This window comes from Qipengyuania marincola (genome assembly GCF_029688625.1).
Taxonomy (GTDB): domain Bacteria; phylum Pseudomonadota; class Alphaproteobacteria; order Sphingomonadales; family Sphingomonadaceae; genus Qipengyuania.
In genome coordinates, this window is sequence record NZ_JARULC010000001.1 from 420721 (window position 1) to 438137 (window position 17417).

The window sequence follows — 17417 nt, forward strand, 5'->3', positions numbered from 1 at the left end:
CGGCGTAAGGCCCCTTCTCGGGCGTGAAAGAGGGAAGGGCCATGCGAAGCTTGCGGCATCGCTTGCCGGAAACGCGGCGGGGTGTGGTGGTTGCGACCTACCTTGCCGCCGCCCTCGTCCTCGGTGGTGGCGGTTCGCCCAGCGCCATCGCGGAAGTTCTCGTGCAATTGGCGTTTGCGGGGGCTGTGCTCGCATGGGCCTGGTGGGCCCAACCCGCTGCGCCCGCAGATGCTTACGTGCCCCGCTCGCTCGTAGTGCTGGCCGGTGCTATCCTCGCTCTTCCGCTTGTGCACCTGATCCCCCTGCCGCCAGCATTGTGGCAGGCCCTTCCAGCGCGAGAATTGACGCGCGACGCGCTTGGCATCGTCGGTGCGGCAGATGCGTGGCGCCCGCTGTCCATCGCACCCTTCGCGACACTGGGATCGCTGCTTGCCCTCGTCCCGGCGGTCGGCATCATGATCGCCACCGCGACCCTGAGCACACGCGACCGGCGCTTCCTCCTACTCACGATTGCGGTCCTCGCCCTTGCCGGGGCCGCCCTCGGTGTACTCCAGATGGCGAGCGGGCCCGGAAGGTTCCGGCTTTATGAAATCAGCCATGATACCTGGCTCACGGCATTCTATGCCAACCGCAATGCGGCGGTCGATTTCCTGCTGATCGGCATGCTCGCGCTGACGGCCTGGGTTGCCGGGATTGCCCGCCGGCGCCCGCTTCTGAAAGGCGATGTCGGCTTTGCGACAATCCTGCAGCTGTTCCTCCTGGCAGCGGTCGTTCTGACCGGATCACGGACCGGGATCGCTCTTCTGCCGGTCGTTCTGCTCGTGCAATTCGCGATCCTGCGATCGGGCGGGGCTGCGCGAAAGCTGTCGACAGCATTTGCCCTCCTCGCGGGCGCAATCGCCACGATGAGCCTTGTCGCGATAGTGTCTTCGGGAAATGCCCGCCTGTCGACGCTGCTCGAACGCTTCGATGCGGGGCGTGATACGCGCGTGGACTTGTGGCAGGATGCCCTATCGGCAAGCGCAGCCTATTGGCCTTTCGGATCCGGGCTGGGGAGCTTCACCCGCGCATTCCTGCCGTTCGAACGATTTTCGACGATCGACGAGCTGTTTCCCAATCGCGCGCACAATGACTATCTCGAGTTCCTGATCGAAGCTGGACTTCCCGGCACCGGCGTTCTGCTATGCGCCGCGGTCGCTGTCTTCCTCCTGATGCGCGGGGCATGGTTCGCCTCACCCGAACAGCGCAGCCAAACTCTGTTTGCAGCGGGCGTTTTGCTGGTGATCGCGCTCCATAGCGTGGTTGATTATCCGCTGCGAACCATGGCATTAGCCAGTCTGGCCGGGGTGGCAGTAGGCCTGCTCGGCGCGCTAGCGCGGGGCGAAGCTCCGGGTCGCACGATGGACGGGACGGCATGAGGCACAAGAGCGCCACCAAGACGGGCATGGCCATGGTTGGGTTGTGCTGTGCAGTGGTGTTGAGCGGCTGCCAGAAAGGCGCAGATCCGGTGGTTCCCGCTGGTCAGGCCGGTTATGACGCGATTGCATTGCCGCCGAGCGCCGCTGACGTGCAGCGATATGCCTTGCAGCCAGGCGATATCCTTTCAGTTCGTGTCTATGACGAACCCGAACTCAGCGTCGAGGATATCGTAGTCGACAATGCCGGTGTCGTAAGCCTGCCGTTGATTGGCGACGTCACGGCACGCGGCCTGACGGCGACCGAGCTCGCCAACACGGTGGAAGCAGCCTACGCTGCCGAATATGTTCGCGATCCGCGCGTCACCGTTTTCGTGAAAAAAGCGCAGGCGCGGACCATCGCGGTGGAGGGCGAGGTGGCTTTGCCCGGAGTCTATCCATTCGTCGAAGGGCAGACCTTGCTTACCGCGCTGGCACTTGCGCGCAGTCCGACGGAGAAGGCGAAGCTCGATGAGGTCATGATATTCAGGACCGCCGGCAATCAGCGCCTGGCGGGCCGGTTCGACGCGTCGGCCATTCGCGGGGGTCGGATGCCCGACGTGGCGCTGATGCCGGGAGATACCGTCGTCGTCGGCTTCTCCAGCACACGCGGCGCGTTTCTCGATGCGGTGCGGGCGCTGCCGGTCCTGGGAATTTTCAGGCCGTTCTGATGAGCGTGGAACCCGCCCTTCCTGGCTCGCCGCCCTTCCAGCCCAACGGACGCTACCAGTCGGCCTATCTTGCTGCCGGGACCAATCCGATAAGCGCCAATATCCGACAGGCAATAGCCGCATTGCGCCGACATATGTGGATGGCGCTCGCTATCGTTGGCGCTGTCGTCGTGCTGGCGCTTATCTCCACCTTGCTCGACACGCCGCGCTATACCGCGGAAACCAGTGTCCAAATCAACGACCAGAGCGACGAGGTCCTTGGCAGTCAGTTCGAAGGCGCCAATGTGGCTGCTCCGTCGGATTGGGACATCGACCGCTTCCTCAACACGCAGCTCGACGTGCTGCAGAGCCGCGGTCTGGCTGAGCGGGTGGCCGACCGTCTCGAATTAGGTACCAGCGAGCGGTTCTTCGCCGCGATGGAGGTGCCCGCATCCGCCCTCGCAGGTAACCAGAACCAGGATCGCTCGCTCGTGCTCGATCTGCTGCGAGCCAATCTGTCGATTGATCTGCCACGGGCGACACGCGTGGCGCGGATCAGCTTCACCTCGACCGATGCGGCGCTTTCGGCTCTGATCGCGAACGCCTTTGCCGAAGAATTCATCCAGGCCAATCTGCAGCGCCGGTTCGACAGCACGTCATACGCTCGCGATTTCGTGGCCGAACAGCTCGAGGAGGCGCGCGTCGATCTCGAGGACTCGGAGCGGGATCTCAATGACTATGCGAAGAGTGTCGGGCTCATCCGCACCTATGATGCGCTCTCGACCGACGGGCGCGATCGCTTGGCCGGCACCGTTACGGCGTCGAGCCTGATCCAGCTGAACGATGCGGCGATCGAGGCCCGGGCCGACCGGATCGCGGCGCAATCGCGCTGGGAGGCAATCCAGGGTACACCGCTCCTCGCATCGCAGCCGGTGCTCAACAATCCCACCGTCCAGTCCCTGATGACGCGGCGCGCCGAACTGGAAAGCGAGCTGCAGACGGCCCGCGATCGCTATCTGGGCAACCACCCGGCCATCGCCAGGCTCGAGGCCGACCTGTCCGCGATCTCTCGCCAACTGGAAGCGACCGCGCGCCAGGTACGCGAGTCAATCCGTGCCGAATATCGCGCCGCGCAGTCCGCAGAAGGCCAGCTCGATGGACAGGTCAGCCGAGCACGCGGCGCCTCGCTCGCCGAACAGGACCAGTCGGTGAGGTACAACGTCCTTGCGCGTCAGGCAGATACCGCGCGTTCGATCTATGACGGCCTGCTTCAGCGGTATCGCGAACTGAATGCCTCCGCGGGCATCGCGTCAAGCAACGTCGCGATTATTGACAGAGCCGAACCACCGGCGGCGCCATCGTCGCCCAATGTTCCGCGCAATCTGGCCCTTGGCCTGCTGATCGGACTTGGTTTGGCAGGCATGGCGGTCTTCCTGCGCGATCAGCTGGACGATGTGATCCACACGCCTGAAGACATTGAGGAGAAGCTGGATCTCGCGCTGCTCGGCGTTGTGCCACGAGCCGAGGACAGCGCGCCGCTCGACGCCCTGGACGAGCCAAAATCGCCGATCGCCGAGGCTTACAACTCGCTGCGCGGGGCACTTCTTTACTCCACTCCTCAGGGCTTGCCCAAGATCGTTGCTGTCACCAGCGCGCAGGCTCACGAAGGGAAGAGCACGACCAGCCTCGCTATCGCCGAAGGCTTTGCGCGGATCGGGATGCGACCGCTGCTTATCGATGCCGACCTGAGACGTCCGGCCTTGCATGGTCTGCTGGGTCTGCAAGGCGATCGCGGGCTAACCGACCTGCTGGTATCGCAGGACGACCCGATGAGCGCAGTCTCGAAGGTTAAAGGGCGCAAGATCGATCTGCTTCCTGCTGGCCCCTTGCCGCCAAGTCCGTCGGAGCTTCTGTCGTCGCCGCGCATGGCACAATTGCTCGAGCACTTCGCACAGAGCCACGACGTTGTCGTCGTCGACGGCCCGCCCGTGCTGGGACTTGCCGATGCGCCGATGATCGCGTCGATGGCCGATGGTACGGTGTTCGTCGTTGAAGCCGAGCGAGGGCGGAGCGGTTCGCTCAAGGCAGCCTTGCGCCGCCTCCGATCGATGAAGCCGGTCCTCCTCGGAGCAGTGTTGACCAAGTTTGATCCCACGCGATCGGGCAATCGGTATTCGGCCTATTACGGCTACGATTATTATCAGTATGCGAGCCGCGAACGCAGCACCGCGGCATGAGGCGCGAAAGTTTTCAGGTGGTCGCGACGATCGTGACCCTCGTGTTCGTCATGCTGGTTCTCGTCAGCGGGTTCGATCGGATCAGCGAAACCCGCCATTCTTTCGTCCGCTTTGTTCCGCAGGATATGCAGGTCGGTGCAGCGAAGCGTCTGGCCGCTAAAGCGCTCAGCGAAGGCAAGTATTCCGCCGCAGCTGAACATGCGACTGTGGCGATCAAGCATGATCCGCTAGACCCACGAGGGCTGTCTTTCCTGGGGTCTTCACAGATCCTGCTGGGCGAGGGCGGCAGCGCCGATGCCACGCTGGCTGTGGCAGAACGGATCAGTCGTCGCGATCCGATGGCCCAGATCCACTTCTTTTCACGCGAACTCGATCGTGGCGACTTCGCTGCTGCGGTGGGTCGGCTCGATGCGGTTCTGCGGACGGCCCGTGGCAATGCGATTACCCAGGATATGCTGGCACAGCTCGAGACATCGCAACAAGGCCGTGAGGCGCTTGTGCAGCGCCTCTCGAGCAGTCCGCGCTGGGCTCAGGTATACCTGGAGGATTCCGCAGCCAGTTCTGACCGCTTGCGTAGCCGCGCCCAGATCTTGGGACAGCGCGACAGCGGCATCGCGGCCTTGGGCTGCGATGCGACGCTCGCGATGATCCGCGAATTGGCGCGCCGCAATTTTCGCGCGGAAGCAGAACTTGTCGCGGCCGGCCACTGCCCCGCCGCCACCCCTGCCGGGCTGATAGCCGATCCCGAGTTGGAAAACTTTGGAGCCGAGACGCCAGCAGCGGCGATCGGTTGGCGGAGGTTTCGTACCGGCGACTTGCGAGTGACGCGCCTGTCAGCTGGAGAGGCCCGCGTAGAAGTGGACAATCGGGCGAGCGTAACGCGGCTGGTGATGGCGCAGCCGGTCATGCCGGAGGCGGGAGCCTATATAGTGAAGGCAAAGGTCGACGGCCCCGGCGGCCAGCGCCTTATCGCGGCGCTTGGTTGCACCACGCCTTCGCGCCCCCGACCGGGCCGGCAGCGGCTCGATCGCGAAGGCCAGCGTCTCGAAGCTCCCGACTGCGACGATGCGGTGCTGAGCCTGTGGCTGCGCCCCGGGAAAGAGCGTGTGGTCATCGATCGCATTACGATGGCGCAGGCGAACTAGCGATCAACTCGCGGTAAAAGCCATCCCACGAGCGCGCTATGCTATGGGGGGCAAAGGGCCCGGTGGCCAGAGCCTGCGCGGCACCGGACATCGCCAGCCATCGATCCTCCCCCATGGTGAAACCGCTGACTAGGGCTCGCGCGATCGAGCCGGATTCGGTCCCGCTATCGACTGCGGCCCCCGCTGCAAAACCTTGGGGGAGATGGCATGCAGCGCTCATGAGGGTTGGCACACCTGCGGCCCAGCTCTCAAGGATCGCCATCGGCAGACCTTCGCTAAGCGACGGAAGGATCGTGAAGCGCGCCACATCGAGGAGCGCGGCCTTTTGCGAGCCGAACATGGGGCCAACGAACTGGATGGATGGACCGTGCGAGCCGAGGAAGCGTTCGAGCGCCGCGACGCCCTCGGCGTCTCCCCAGCCGGCAATCGTCAGCGTCGCGTCGGGTGGCAGGTCCGGTCGTGCGGCGAGCCATCCTTCCAGTAGCGCGATCAGGTTCTTCTTCGGATGGATGCGTCCGAGATAGAGAGCCATCGGCGGCGGCATGCGGTCAGCCAAGGGCGACGCGGGCGGAGCAGGGTTGGGAATGACCGCGCTTTGTTCGCAGCCGGTCTCTTGCCGGATATCGGCCGCTTCGGCGTCCGTCAGCGCGTGAAACGCCGTCGCCGCGCCCCATGCGCGTTGCTCCCAGGCAAGCCGGGCGAGGTCCTTCTTCCACCGATTGCGTTCGGTAATCCAAGGATCGAGCATACCATGCGGGCTGACGACTAGTGGCCTTCCGCTGGCGTTTGCCCACTGGCCGGCGGCATGGCTGACATAGTGCCAGATCCCGTGCAGATGCAGCAGGTCCAGCGAAGCTTGCCGAAGCAGGCCGGGGAGCGCGGGGGCGAATCCGGGCTGGGTTGGACCGACCAGGGATGCAAGATGGATCTCCGCGCCATCGAGCCGCCAGGCGTCCTCTGGGTGATGCTCGTCAGCCAGGGCGAAAACCACCGGCTGCGCCCCCAGCTTGCGCAAGACGTCAACCTGCCCGACGAGGGCCTCGAATACTCCGCCATTGGCGCGGCTGGCGTGGGCGGTCAGCAACCCGATGCGCTTGCCCGCCAGGGGCGCCATGGTCAGGCCTCGACGACCGTCTGTTCTATCGCGCCGAAAATCGAGTGCCCGTCGGCATCGCGCATCTCGACGCGGACCGTGTCGCCCGGCGCCATGAAGCGCGTCTTTGCCTCACCGTCCGCAATGGTCTCAATCATGCGGATTTCGGCGATGCAGCTATAGCCGAGGCCCCCTTCGGCCACCGGCTTGCCCGGATCGCCATCGGGCCCCTGATTGGAGACAGTGCCCGAGCCGATGATCGTGCCCGCACCAAGCTCGCGAGTCTTCGCAGCGTGGGCGACCAGATCGGCGAGGCTGAAGGTCGCATCGACGCCGGCATTGGCGCGGCCGAACGGCTCGCCGTTGTAATCCACCATCAGCGGCAAATGGATGACGCTGCCCTTCCAGGCATCGCCGAGCTCGTCGGGCGTGACGGCTACGGGTGAGAAGGCGCTCGCGGGCTTCGACTGGAAGAAGCCGAACCCTTTGGCCAACTCGCCCGGGATCAGGCCTCGCAAGGACACGTCGTTGACCAGCATGACCAGCTTGATGTGGTCGGCGGCCTGGTCGCTTGTGACGCCCATCGGCACGTCATCGGTGATGACGGCAATTTCGCCCTCCATGTCGCAGCCCCAGCTGGTGTCCTTCAGCGGAATGTCGTCGCGCGGGGGCAGAAAGCCATCGCTGCCGCCCTGGTACATCAGCGGATCGTGATAGAAGCTCTCGGGCACTTCGGCACCGCGCGCCTTGCGCACCAGTTCCACGTGATTGATGTAGGCCGAGCCGTCGGCCCACTGATAGGCACGCGGCAGCGGCGAATGCGCCTCGCGCTCATGGAAGCGCTCGCACGGCACGGTCTGGTGCTCGACATCGGTATAAAGCGCTTCCAGCTTGGGCGCGATCTGCTCCCAATCGTCCAGCGCCGCCTGCAGGGTCGGCGCGATATTGTCGGCGGCGCAATAGCGGGTGAGGTCCTTCGAGACGACCACCAGCTTGCCGTCGCGAGTGCCGTCCTTGAGCGTGGCGAGTTTCATGGGTGGTCCTCTCTTATTTACGTTCGGGATTGTCGGGTTGCGCATCCGGATGGGCGCGCTGGAATACTGGCAATGCAAGGCAGGCCTGTTCGATCCGGGTGATGTGCGGCTTGTCGCCAAAATCGAAGCCGAAGCGCTGCGCATTGTAGACCTGCGGTAGCAGGCAGACTTCGAAAAAGCCGGGGCGGTCGAACAGGAAATCACGGGTATCGAGCTGGGCCAGCCGCGCTTCCAGCGGATCGAGCGTCCGCGCCAGCCAGTGGCGGTACCAGACACCGATTTCGTCTTGCGACTTCCCGTATTCGTTGGCGAGATACTTGAGTACCGGCAGGTTCAGCGGCGCGTGCAATTCGGTAGCAATGGCGTAGGCCAGCTCGCGCGCGACATACCGGTCATGCACATCCGAAGGCAGAAGCGGTCGGTCTGCGAAAGCCTCGTCCAGCCATTCGATCTGCGCCATCGACTGGACGTAATCCTTGCCGTCGACTTCCAGCAGGGGGACCGATCCGAAGGGGTTGCGGCTGGTGAAGGCGGCGCCTTTCTGTTCGCTCTCCAGCAGGTTCACCGGCACGTATTCGAACTCCAGCCCCTTCAACTCCAGCGCGATGCGCAGGCGATAGCTGGTGGAGCTGCGGTAATAGCCGTGGAGGCGGATCATGGCGCGATCGCCTTCCAGTTGGAGCTGCCGAGGGCGAGTTCACGACTTGGACCGCATGTTACACGGTCCAGGCGCGAAAAAACCTGACTGCCACTGGACACGGCAAAAGTGACTTCGGAAAGGACGCGGGCGCTGGTCATCCGAACGCTATCGCACAGCCGGGCAGTGTAGGACAGCACGCGATAGATCGGCACCATCAGAAGGCGGCAATGCCCGTGATCGCCCGTCCAAGGATCAGCGCGTGAACGTCATGCGTGCCTTCATAGGTGTTGACCGTCTCGAGGTTCACCATGTGGCGGATGACCTGATACTCTTCGGAAATGCCGTTGCCGCCGTGCATGTCGCGGGCCTTGCGCGCGATGTCGAGCGCCTTGCCGACATTGTTGCGCTTCACGATCGAGATCATGTCCGGTGCGAACTTGCCCTCGTCCATGAGCCGTCCGACACGCAAGCTGCCTTGCAGCCCGAGCGCGATGTCGGTCATCATGTCGGCCAGCTTGAGCTGGAACAACTGCTTGCTGGCGAGCGGAACGCCGAACTGCTCGCGGTCGAGGCCGTATTGCCGTGCGGCATGCATACAGAACTCTGCAGCGCCCATTGCGCCCCAGCTGATGCCGTAGCGTGCGCGGTTGAGGCAGCCGAAGGGACCCTTGAGGCTCTGGACGTCGGGAAGCAGCGCGTCCTCGCCCACCTCGACCTCGTCCATCACGATCATGCCTGTGGTGGAGGCGCGCAGGCTCAGCTTGCCAGCGATCTTGGGGGCGGACAGGCCCTTCATGCCCTTTTCGAGGACAAAGCCGCGAATGCCGCCGCCATGCTCCTCGCTCTTCGCCCAGACGACGAATACGTCGGCGAAAGGCGAATTCGAAATCCACGTCTTGGAGCCGGAGATCACGTAGCCGCCATCGGTTTTCTTGGCGACGGTTTTCATGCCTGCCGGATCGCTGCCGGCATCGGGTTCGGTCAGGCCGAAGCAGCCGATCAATTCGCCACTTGCAAGACCGGGAAGGTATTTCTTTCGCTGCTCTTCCGAACCATAGGCGTGGATCGGATACATGACGAGGCTCGATTGCACGCTGGCCATCGAGCGATAGCCGCTGTCGACCCGCTCGATCTCGCGGGCAATCAGGCCATAGGCGACGTAGCTGGCGCCCGCTCCGCCATATTCTTCAGGCACGGTCGCGCCCAGCAAACCTGCCTTGCCCATCAGGGGGAAGAGCTCGGGGGCGTCTGTTTCCTCGCGATAGGCATCGGTCACGCGCGGTTGCAGCTCGTCTTGCGCAAAGCCACGCGCGGCGTCGCGGATCATCCGCTCTTCTTCGGTCAGCTGGTCCTCGAGATTGAACGGGTCCTGCCAGTCGAACGGCACCATTCCGGCCATGATAACTCCTTTGGTTCGCCCAAGCCGATGGCAGGCTTGTCGAGGCTCCGCAAGGGGTCAGGCCGCCGCGCTATCACCCTCACGCAGGAGGACGTAGCGCGCCTCGTCGCACATGCCGGTCACCCATTCGGGACCCACCTTGAGCCAGGCATGGAAATGCGACTGGCCCGCCGGATCGCGCTCCACCCCCAGGAAGAGCGAGGAATCAATCCCGCGCCGCTGCAGCATGCGCCGCGCGGCCAGCGCCTGGGGCAGGCAATTGGGATCGGTGGGCAAGTTGCGCGCGGCACGTGTGATCGCCATGCGCACGCGGCGGACAGGCTCCAGCTGCTCTTGCGGGATCGTGTCGATGCCGGTTTGGCCGGCGATGGGGCCGAAATGCGTGCGCCACTTGCGCGGAGCGATCAGGCGAACGCGGGCCTGTGCTGCGGCAAGTCCGCAGAGCGCTTCGAGAGTGGCCCCGCGGTCACTGCTGTCGAGCGCCAGAAAAGTTCGAAACTTGCCCATGGCAGGCAGGATATCACGAGCTGGACCGGCCGTAAGCGGGCGTTTCGCGATGCTATGAATTATGCAGCGCGGTGTTGACCTGCGCGATCAGTTCTGCCGGTGGCATCGGCTTGGCGACGGCCGTCGCCTTGGGAAAGCGGTTGGCGACTTCGGAAGGCGTGAGCCGCCCCGAATGGAAGATCACGGGCACGTTCTCCGCCATCATCTGCTCGGCCAGCGGATATACGATGCCGTCGCCCAGTTCGACGTCGAGAATGGCGAGGTCGGGCTTGTGCTTCTGATAGGCGAGCATGGTCGACTGGATGTCGGCATAGGGCCCTTCGACCTGATATCCCGCCTCTTCGACCGTGCGGCAAAGGTCTTCGCCGATGATATACTCGTCCTCCGCGACGAGCACGCGCAATTGCTGTCCCATGAAATGCCTCTCCTGACCATCGACCCTAACGATCAACAGGCCCGGTGAGGATTCGTTCCTCGATCAGGAAAGCCGGCCGTATTTTGCCGCGAAGCCCGCCTCGTCGTCGTCCTTCAGCAACTGTGCCTGTCCGACCCAGTCGTCGCGGCGGATGCGGCCTTCGAAGCGGCCCAGCGTAGCATCGACGCGGTCGATTTCCGCTTCGTCCCATGCGGCAATTTGCGCAAAGCTGGTCACGCCCTGATCGCGCAGCATCGTTGCAAGCTTTGGCCCGACGCCCTTGATCCGCGTGAGGTCGTCGCCCGCAGATGCCGTAGCGGTGGTCGCGGCGGGGGCGGCCTCGACCGGGGGCGCCGCCGCCGGTTGCATCGGTGTGGCCGCAGGCGCGCTGTCGATCAGCGCAGTGTTGCGCTGGGCTCGTTCGGCACCTTCGTCGAGCACGTCCTTGCTCGCGCCTGTCACGCGGGTGCGCCGCGAAGCGTGGAAGATATACCACGCGATGACCAGCCCGACGACGAGCGCAATGACGATGGCGGGCCAATAAGCCTGGAGTAGGTCGGTCATGGACGGTCCTTCTGTTCAAGATCTGCCTTGCTGCCGGTGACCGCGGCGCGGCCCCAGAGGCCCCAGCCGATCCCGATGCCGGCGAAATACCCGACCAGCATCAGCACGATGACTTCAAACCATACGGGCATCAGCGGGCTCCCGGCGTGTCGACGGGGGTGGGGCGCAGCGGTTCGGTGCGGATGACGGCGAATTCGATCCGGCGATTGGCCGGGTCCCCCGGCGCGAGCCCTTCTACCGGCTCGGACGATCCAACGCCGCGTGCGCGCAGGCCGTCCCGCGGGATGCCGCGCCGCACCAGCGCCTCGCGCACCGCGCGGGCTCGCTCCATGCTGAGCGCAAGGTTGCCGGGTTCGGTGCCGGACTTGTCGGTGTGGCCGGTGATCGAGATGATTGCGCCGAGGCACGGGCGCAGCGCATCCGCGACCTCGTCGAGGAGCACGCCGCTCGCAGGGAGCAGGGCGCTCGAAGCTTCTTCGAAGCGGATCGACCGGCTGCGCAGCAGGCCATCGACATCCTCTTGGCAATGCAGCGGCTCGAAACTGGGCGCATCGCTTTCAGCGCGAACCGTGCCATCGCTCCAGACGACGCCGCCGACGCCTGCGACCGAGGACACGGCCTCGGCAACGCGGGCGCGGGTCTGCTCGTCGAGCTTCTCTCCGCCGCTCAACAGCGGATGGCGGGTGGGCGATCCGTTCCGGTTTGCGAAGCGGGCGGAAACCCCGCTTCCACCGGCCTCGGCGATGGCCTGCGCCGCGTCATCCTCCAATCCCGCAACAAAGCCGCCTGCCGTGCTGGCACCATAGGCATAGCCGCCGGCCGCGACGACGACGGCACCTGCAAGGATGGCAAGGGAGGGGCGGATCGACATGGGCCAGCCCTTAGCCGCCCAGCGACCCGCCTGCCAAGCCGGTCAGTCGATTGCTTCGGCCGTCTTCACCAGCTGGACGAATTCCTGCCGCCAATAATCTCGCGGGTTGCCGGCCAGCCCGGCGATCTGGCCATAGCCAAAGCTCGCCAGCATCGGATCGCCGCGCAGCTTCTGCCCGAAGGCAGCGACCGCGCTGGCAAAGGCGAAATCGCCCCCGGGCAGCGCAGTGGTCCGCAGCGCGCTGGCAGGCAGAGTGTAGGTAATCAGCGAACTCTTTTCGCCGTCGGGCTGCTTGTAGCGCAGCTTGATGAAGGCCGCTTCCGCCGCAAGGTCGTGGGCGCGGCTGTCCACCTTGTCCTCGTAGCGGCGCTGGCCGATCCACCCTTTCGCGCCTGCGGGCACGACTTCGTAGAGCGCGGTCACCTGGTGGCCTGCGCCGATATCGCCGGCATCGACCGCGTCATTGTCGAAATCCTCTTCACGCAGGATACGGTTCTCATAACCTACGAGGCGATACTGGCTGATGACGGCAGGATTGAATTCGACCTGGATTTTCACGTCCTTGGCGATGGTGAAGAGCGTCGCGCCCATCTCGTCGCCCAGCACCTTGCGGGCTTCCAGCGCGCTGTCGATGTAGGAATAATTGCCATTCCCGTTGTTGGCGACCTGCTCCATCATCGCGTCGTTCAGATTTCCGCGTCCGAAACCGAGCACCGACAGCGTCACGCCGGTTTCGCGTTTCTTCTCGATCAGCTCGACCAGCGCATCCTGGTCCGATGTGCCGACATTGAAGTCGCCATCGGTCGCGAGGATAACGCGGTTGACGCCGCCCTCGATGCGATTGGCCTCGGCCACGCGATAGGCGAGCTCGATCCCCGCGCCGCCGGCGGTTGAGCCGCCGGCCTCCAGCAGGTCGAGCGCGTCCTTGATCTTACGCGCGTCGTTGGTCGGCTCGAGCACAAGGCCCGCGGCGCCGGCGTAAACCACGATCGACACCTTGTCGCGCTCGGTCAGCTGCCCGGCGAGCTGGCGCATCGCGGTCTTGACCAGCGGCAGCTTGTCTGGACTGGCCATCGACCCCGACACGTCGAGCAGGAACACGAGGTTCGCAGGGGGGCGGTCCTGCGCCGGCATTTCGTACCCGGCAAGGCCGATCCGTACGAGCCGGCTTTCGGCGTTCCACGGGCTGACCGCGACATCGGTATTGACCGTGAATGGAATGTCGCGGTCGCGTGGCCGCGCGTAATCGTAGCGGAAATAATTGACGAATTCTTCGGTCCGCACCGCGTCTTCAGGCGGCATCTGGCCTTCGGAAATGAAGCGACGGGCATTGGTGTATGCGCCGGTGTCGACATCGACCGAGAAGGTGGACACCGGCTCGTTCGCGACGAGTTTGACCGAAGAGACCTCTTCACCGTCATACCGGTCGCGGTTGGGCTCTGCGGGCACGAATACCGGCGGAAAATAGCGGTAGCTGCTGTCGACGAGCACCGTCTCGCCCGTTGCCGGATCGATATACTCGTCCGCGGTAATGACCGGCATCGGCGAGGCTGATTCCGCCACGACTCCGTTCTGGATGCGTGCGCCGGTGACCGTGATCGCCTGGCTTGCTGCCGGCGGCGGCGGTGGCGGGGGCGGTGGGGGCGCCGAGCGGTCGGCATTGGGCGAAGCCTTCGATCCGGTAAGGACGATCCCCTCGTCCTGGCTCGCGGAGCACCCGGTAATCACAATGGCGAGCGCGCAGCTCGCAACAAGCGCCATCTTACGCATCGGCAGTCTCCCTTTTCTCGGGATACAGAGTTACATGATCCGGGCGTTAATGCCGACTGAACGTGTTGTGCGGGCGACGAGCCGAGCCTTCAGGAGGCTTCGTCCGCCGGCTTGTCGATATTGCGGCGAAACAGAACCCGGTCTTCGGGGCCGAAGCCGCGTCGCCAGATCACCCAGCCGTACACCAGCAGGATAGCGGGCACGCCGAAGGCCAGCTCGGCCCATTCGGGTAATTGCGTCGCCAGCCACCCGACCACCACCGCGGGCGCGGTCGCATAGACCAGCGCCCAGCGGAAATTGTTGATCGAATGGCCCAGGATGCGTGACAGAAGGATCGCCTTCACCAGGCTCGCCGTTCCCAGCGCCAGCGCGAGGGCGATTGCCGCGGCGGCGGCCTTGAACGGTTCGCCATAACCGCCCGCCACCATCGCCTCGATCAGCACGACGGTCAGCACGCCTTGCAACACGATCGTGCCGACGGAAATCCAGAGATTCTTCACCCGCGCGACATAGATCAGCACGGCCTCGGAGACGACGGCCGTCGCTGCCACGACCTCGGCCATCAGGAGGAAGGCCAGCGCGCCCGTGCCGCCCACGAATTCCGGCCCGACCAGGCCCATGACCGCTTCGCCCGGTACGCCAAGCGCCAGCGCGATGCCGGCTTGCATGGCGATGATCCAGAAGCCCACCTGGCAGACCTGCCTGGCGATCGCCTCGTAATTCTTCGTCTTGAGGTTCTTGGTGATGACCGGGCCGAGGATCGGTTCGAAACTGGTTTTGAGCTTTTGTGGCAGGCTCGCGACCTGCTGGGCGATGTAATAGACGCCGACCGCGCTAGGCGCGGCGAACAGGCCGAGGATGAAGATATCGAGCCGCCGCGTACCCCATTCGATCGCATCCGCGGTGGCAAGGGGGAGAGCGCGCGCCGTCATTCTGGCCATGTAGCGCACCTCGATCCGCCAGCCGCGCGGCAGTCCGTAGCTGCGCAGGAACGACCACAAGCCGGTGGCGAGCCCGGCATAGATCGATACGAGATAGGCGAGCGACAGGCCGGAATCCCGAAACTCCGGTAGCAAATAGAACACGCCGGCCATGATCGAGATGGTCCATGGCTCCACCACCGCGCGAGCGCGGACCGTGGTGGCGATATCGTATCTGTATGCCTGTGCGGCGAGGACGATCTCGGTCAGCGCATAGCCGGGAATGGCGAAGACGATCAGCCTATCGAGCTCGGTATATTGCCCACTGGGAAAGAGCGGGGCGGGCACGAACCAGAAGAACGTTGCGGCGATGCCGGAGAAAATCAGCGCCAGCAGCATCCCGTCGAACACGAGGTTGGCCGGATGTGTCCCCTCGCCATCGGACAGGCGCTGGGCCAGGCCACGCTTCTCCCCCATCGCGCAGACCAGCGCGACCAGCTCGACCACGACCAGTGCGGAGGCGAAAACGCCCAGGGCCTCCGGCCCGTAGAGCCGGCCGGCAATGAACAGGAAGGGCAGGCGCGCGAGCAGCCGAAGCAAAAAGCCGAAGAAATTCTGCCGCCCGCCCTTGGCAAGGGCGTTCAGGTCCTCGTCGGACTGCGCGGCTGTCACCCGGCACCGCCCTGTTCGGCGCGCAGCGGCCGCGCCAGCAGCGCCGAGACTGTCTCTCGCGGATCGTCGCCCTGGATCAGGCCATGAACCGCGGCGACGATCGGCATGGGGACGCCATGGCGCGCGGCAAGTTCAACGAGTACCGGCGCCGTATGCGCACCCTCGGCCACCGTATGCCGGTCGGCCATCAGGTCTCCAGCCCTCTGCCCTTCGCCCAGCGCCTTGCCGAGCGAGAAGTTTCGGCTTGAGGTGGAGGAGCAGGTCAGCACGAGGTCGCCGAGGCCGCAGAGGCCCGCGAGCGTTTCCGCACGGGCCCCCAGCGCTTCTCCGAACCTGAGCATTTCGGCATAGCCACGCGCAATCAGCGCGGCGCGCGCGTTCTGGCCGAGGCCGAGCCCGTCGACCACACCGCAGGCGATGGCCAGGACATTCTTCACCGCCCCGCCGATTTCCGCGCCGGTCACGTCGTCCGAATAATACGGACGGAAGGCCGGGCGCGCGATCACGGGCGAGAGGCGATCCCACTGCTCCTCCCCGCCCGAACAGGCGAGGGTTACAGCGGTGGGGAGCCCTTCGACCACTTCATGCGCGAAGGTCGGACCGCTCAGGACTGCGATGGCATTGCCCGGGGCCGCATCGCGGGCCACGTCGTTCATCAACCGGCCCGTGCTGGCTTCGATACCCTTGGAACAGAGCACGAGATCGGCGGGATGCTGGCGCATCGCCCCAAGGACGCTGCCCATGTGCTGGGCGGGCGTGACGACCAGCAGGATATCGAGAGCCGCCATCGCGCCAAGATCGTCGGTCGCGCGCACGGTGGGCAGGAGCGTGGCGGAGGGAAGGAACAGGGAGTTGGTATGCGAGCGATTGATTTCTTCGACCAGCTCCTCCTCGCGCGCCCACAGCAGGACGTCGCGGCCATCGCTCGCCAGCATCTGGGCGAGCGCCGTTCCCCAGGCACCCGCGCCGAGCACGCCTACCCTCATGCCTTCACTCCCGCGCCGCGCACCGGCTGCGCTTCCGGGTCGAGCGGCCAGCGCGGTCGCGCGGCGAGGTCAAGCGGGTCGGGCGCAAAGCCGTCCATGCGCAACCGTTCGATCCCGGCCCAAGCGATCATTGCGGCATTGTCCGTGCATAGCTTCGGCGGCGGGGCGGCGAAGCGCATGCCCTGGTCGGTCGCCAGCCGTTCGAGCGCGGCGCGCACGGTCGCATTGGCTGCGACGCCGCCGGCTACCACCAGCGTCTCGACCTTTTCCATGTCGGCGAGAGCGATGTGCAACCGATCGGTTATGCAATCGACTGCCGCCTGCTGGAAACTCGCCGCGATATCCTCGCGCCGGTACTGTCCGCTTTCATGGGCGCGCAGCACGGCGCTCTTGAGCCCGGCGAACGAGAAATGCGGTTCGCCGCTGCCGACCATGGGCCGGGGCAGGGGCACTGCCTGCGGGTCGCCCGACAGCGCCTCACGCTCCAACGCGGGGCCGCCGGGAAAGCCGAGTCCGAGTATTTTCGCAGTCTTGTCGAAAGCCTCGCCCAGCGCGTCGTCGATCGTGGTGGCGAGGCGGCGGTATGCGCCCACGCCATCGACTCGCAAAATCTGGCAATGGCCGCCGGAGACGAGCAGCAGGGCGTAGGGGAAGGCGATATTCGCATCGGCGAGGCGCGGGCTGAGCGCGTGGCCTTCAAGGTGATTGACCGCGATCAGCGGCGTGTCACTCGCCATGGCCAGCGCCTTGGCGCTTACCAGCCCGACCATCACACCGCCGATCAGCCCCGGGCCTGCGGTTGCGGCAATCGCATCGCAATCGTCGAGAGTGACCTCGGCATCGGCCAGCACGCCTGCGATCATCGGGGCGAGCCGTTCGGCATGGGCGCGGGCGGCGATTTCGGGCACCACACCGCCATACGGCGCGTGCTCCGCATTCTGCGATGCGATGCGCTGCGCCACGATCCGGCGTTCGCCATCGACCAGTGCGGCGGCGGTTTCGTCGCAGGAGCTTTCTATGCCGAGCACGAGTACCATCGCGCTTTCCCTTAGCGGGATCG

General features: G+C 65.1%; 17 protein-coding genes. 4 read left to right on the forward strand and 13 right to left on the reverse strand.

The features are described 5' to 3' along the window. Nucleotides 1-41: 41 nt before the first annotated feature. From P8Q88_RS02085 to P8Q88_RS02100, 4 genes are read left to right on the forward strand one after another with little or no spacing between them, the layout of a single operon-like run. Nucleotides 42-1418: an O-antigen ligase family protein gene (locus tag P8Q88_RS02085; RefSeq protein ID WP_278322167.1), complete on the forward strand. Its 1377-nt coding sequence runs from the start codon at nt 42-44 to the stop codon at nt 1416-1418. Next, nucleotides 1415-2125, forward strand: coding sequence for a polysaccharide biosynthesis/export family protein (locus tag P8Q88_RS02090; RefSeq protein ID WP_278322168.1), 711 nt, complete (start codon nt 1415-1417; stop codon nt 2123-2125). The genes P8Q88_RS02085 and P8Q88_RS02090 overlap by 4 nt, the downstream gene beginning before the upstream one ends. After that, a complete protein-coding gene (locus P8Q88_RS02095) occupies nt 2125-4341 on the forward strand; it encodes a GumC family protein (RefSeq protein ID WP_278322169.1) in 2217 nt (738 codons plus the stop codon). The genes P8Q88_RS02090 and P8Q88_RS02095 overlap by 1 nt, the downstream gene beginning before the upstream one ends. After that, the gene (locus P8Q88_RS02100) at nt 4338-5486 is read left to right on the forward strand and encodes a tetratricopeptide repeat protein (RefSeq protein ID WP_278322170.1); all 1149 of its coding nucleotides are present in this window, start codon (nt 4338-4340) and stop codon (nt 5484-5486) included. Before P8Q88_RS02095 ends, P8Q88_RS02100 begins: the two co-directional genes overlap by 4 nt. Here the strand turns inward: P8Q88_RS02100 and P8Q88_RS02105 are convergent. The 13 genes from P8Q88_RS02105 to tsaD form a co-directional block, all read right to left on the reverse strand. Further along, nucleotides 5464-6600 carry a glycosyltransferase gene (locus P8Q88_RS02105; RefSeq protein ID WP_278322171.1) on the reverse strand — a complete coding sequence of 379 codons (1137 nt, stop codon included), beginning with the start codon at nt 6598-6600 and terminating at the stop codon, nt 5464-5466. The two genes, P8Q88_RS02100 and P8Q88_RS02105, sit on opposite strands and share 23 nt — an antisense overlap. 2 nt (nt 6601-6602) lie before the next feature. After that, nucleotides 6603-7613, reverse strand: coding sequence for a fumarylacetoacetate hydrolase family protein (locus P8Q88_RS02110; protein ID WP_278322172.1), 1011 nt, complete (start codon nt 7611-7613; stop codon nt 6603-6605). 13 nt (nt 7614-7626) lie between these two features. Beyond that, nucleotides 7627-8268 (reverse strand): maleylacetoacetate isomerase, encoded by a 642-nt coding sequence (gene maiA, locus P8Q88_RS02115; protein WP_278322754.1) that lies wholly within the window; start codon nt 8266-8268, stop codon nt 7627-7629. Between the two features lie 199 nt (nt 8269-8467). Continuing rightward, nucleotides 8468-9652, reverse strand: coding sequence for an acyl-CoA dehydrogenase (locus P8Q88_RS02120; RefSeq protein ID WP_278322173.1), 1185 nt, complete (start codon nt 9650-9652; stop codon nt 8468-8470). A gap of 57 nt (nt 9653-9709) precedes the next feature. Further along, entirely contained in the window at nt 9710-10159 is a 450-nt protein-coding gene (locus P8Q88_RS02125) for a lasso peptide biosynthesis B2 protein (protein WP_278322174.1), read from the reverse strand. 52 nt (nt 10160-10211) lie between these two features. Continuing rightward, on the reverse strand, nt 10212-10574 hold the full coding sequence (locus tag P8Q88_RS02130) for a response regulator (protein ID WP_278322175.1): 363 nt from the start codon (nt 10572-10574) through the stop codon (nt 10212-10214). A 63-nt stretch (nt 10575-10637) separates the two neighbouring features. Continuing rightward, on the reverse strand, nt 10638-11138 hold the full coding sequence (locus P8Q88_RS02135; RefSeq protein WP_278322176.1) for a helix-hairpin-helix domain-containing protein: 501 nt from the start codon (nt 11136-11138) through the stop codon (nt 10638-10640). Continuing rightward, nucleotides 11135-11269: a hypothetical protein gene (locus P8Q88_RS02140; protein ID WP_278322177.1), complete on the reverse strand. Its 135-nt coding sequence runs from the start codon at nt 11267-11269 to the stop codon at nt 11135-11137. Before P8Q88_RS02140 ends, P8Q88_RS02135 begins: the two co-directional genes overlap by 4 nt. Further along, nucleotides 11269-12009 carry an OmpA family protein gene (locus P8Q88_RS02145; RefSeq protein ID WP_278322178.1) on the reverse strand — a complete coding sequence of 247 codons (741 nt, stop codon included), beginning with the start codon at nt 12007-12009 and terminating at the stop codon, nt 11269-11271. The genes P8Q88_RS02140 and P8Q88_RS02145 overlap by 1 nt, the downstream gene beginning before the upstream one ends. A gap of 42 nt (nt 12010-12051) precedes the next feature. After that, on the reverse strand, nt 12052-13779 hold the full coding sequence (locus tag P8Q88_RS02150; RefSeq protein WP_278322179.1) for a vWA domain-containing protein: 1728 nt from the start codon (nt 13777-13779) through the stop codon (nt 12052-12054). 89 nt (nt 13780-13868) lie between these two features. Further along, entirely contained in the window at nt 13869-15371 is a 1503-nt protein-coding gene (locus tag P8Q88_RS02155) for a lipopolysaccharide biosynthesis protein (protein WP_278322180.1), read from the reverse strand. Further along, nucleotides 15368-16357, reverse strand: a complete 990-nt coding sequence (locus P8Q88_RS02160) for an NAD(P)H-dependent glycerol-3-phosphate dehydrogenase (protein WP_278322181.1) — start codon at nt 16355-16357, stop codon at nt 15368-15370. The genes P8Q88_RS02155 and P8Q88_RS02160 overlap by 4 nt, the downstream gene beginning before the upstream one ends. Further along, nucleotides 16354-17394: a tRNA (adenosine(37)-N6)-threonylcarbamoyltransferase complex transferase subunit TsaD gene (gene tsaD / locus P8Q88_RS02165; RefSeq protein ID WP_278322182.1), complete on the reverse strand. Its 1041-nt coding sequence runs from the start codon at nt 17392-17394 to the stop codon at nt 16354-16356. Before tsaD ends, P8Q88_RS02160 begins: the two co-directional genes overlap by 4 nt. Nucleotides 17395-17417: the final 23 nt, after the last annotated feature.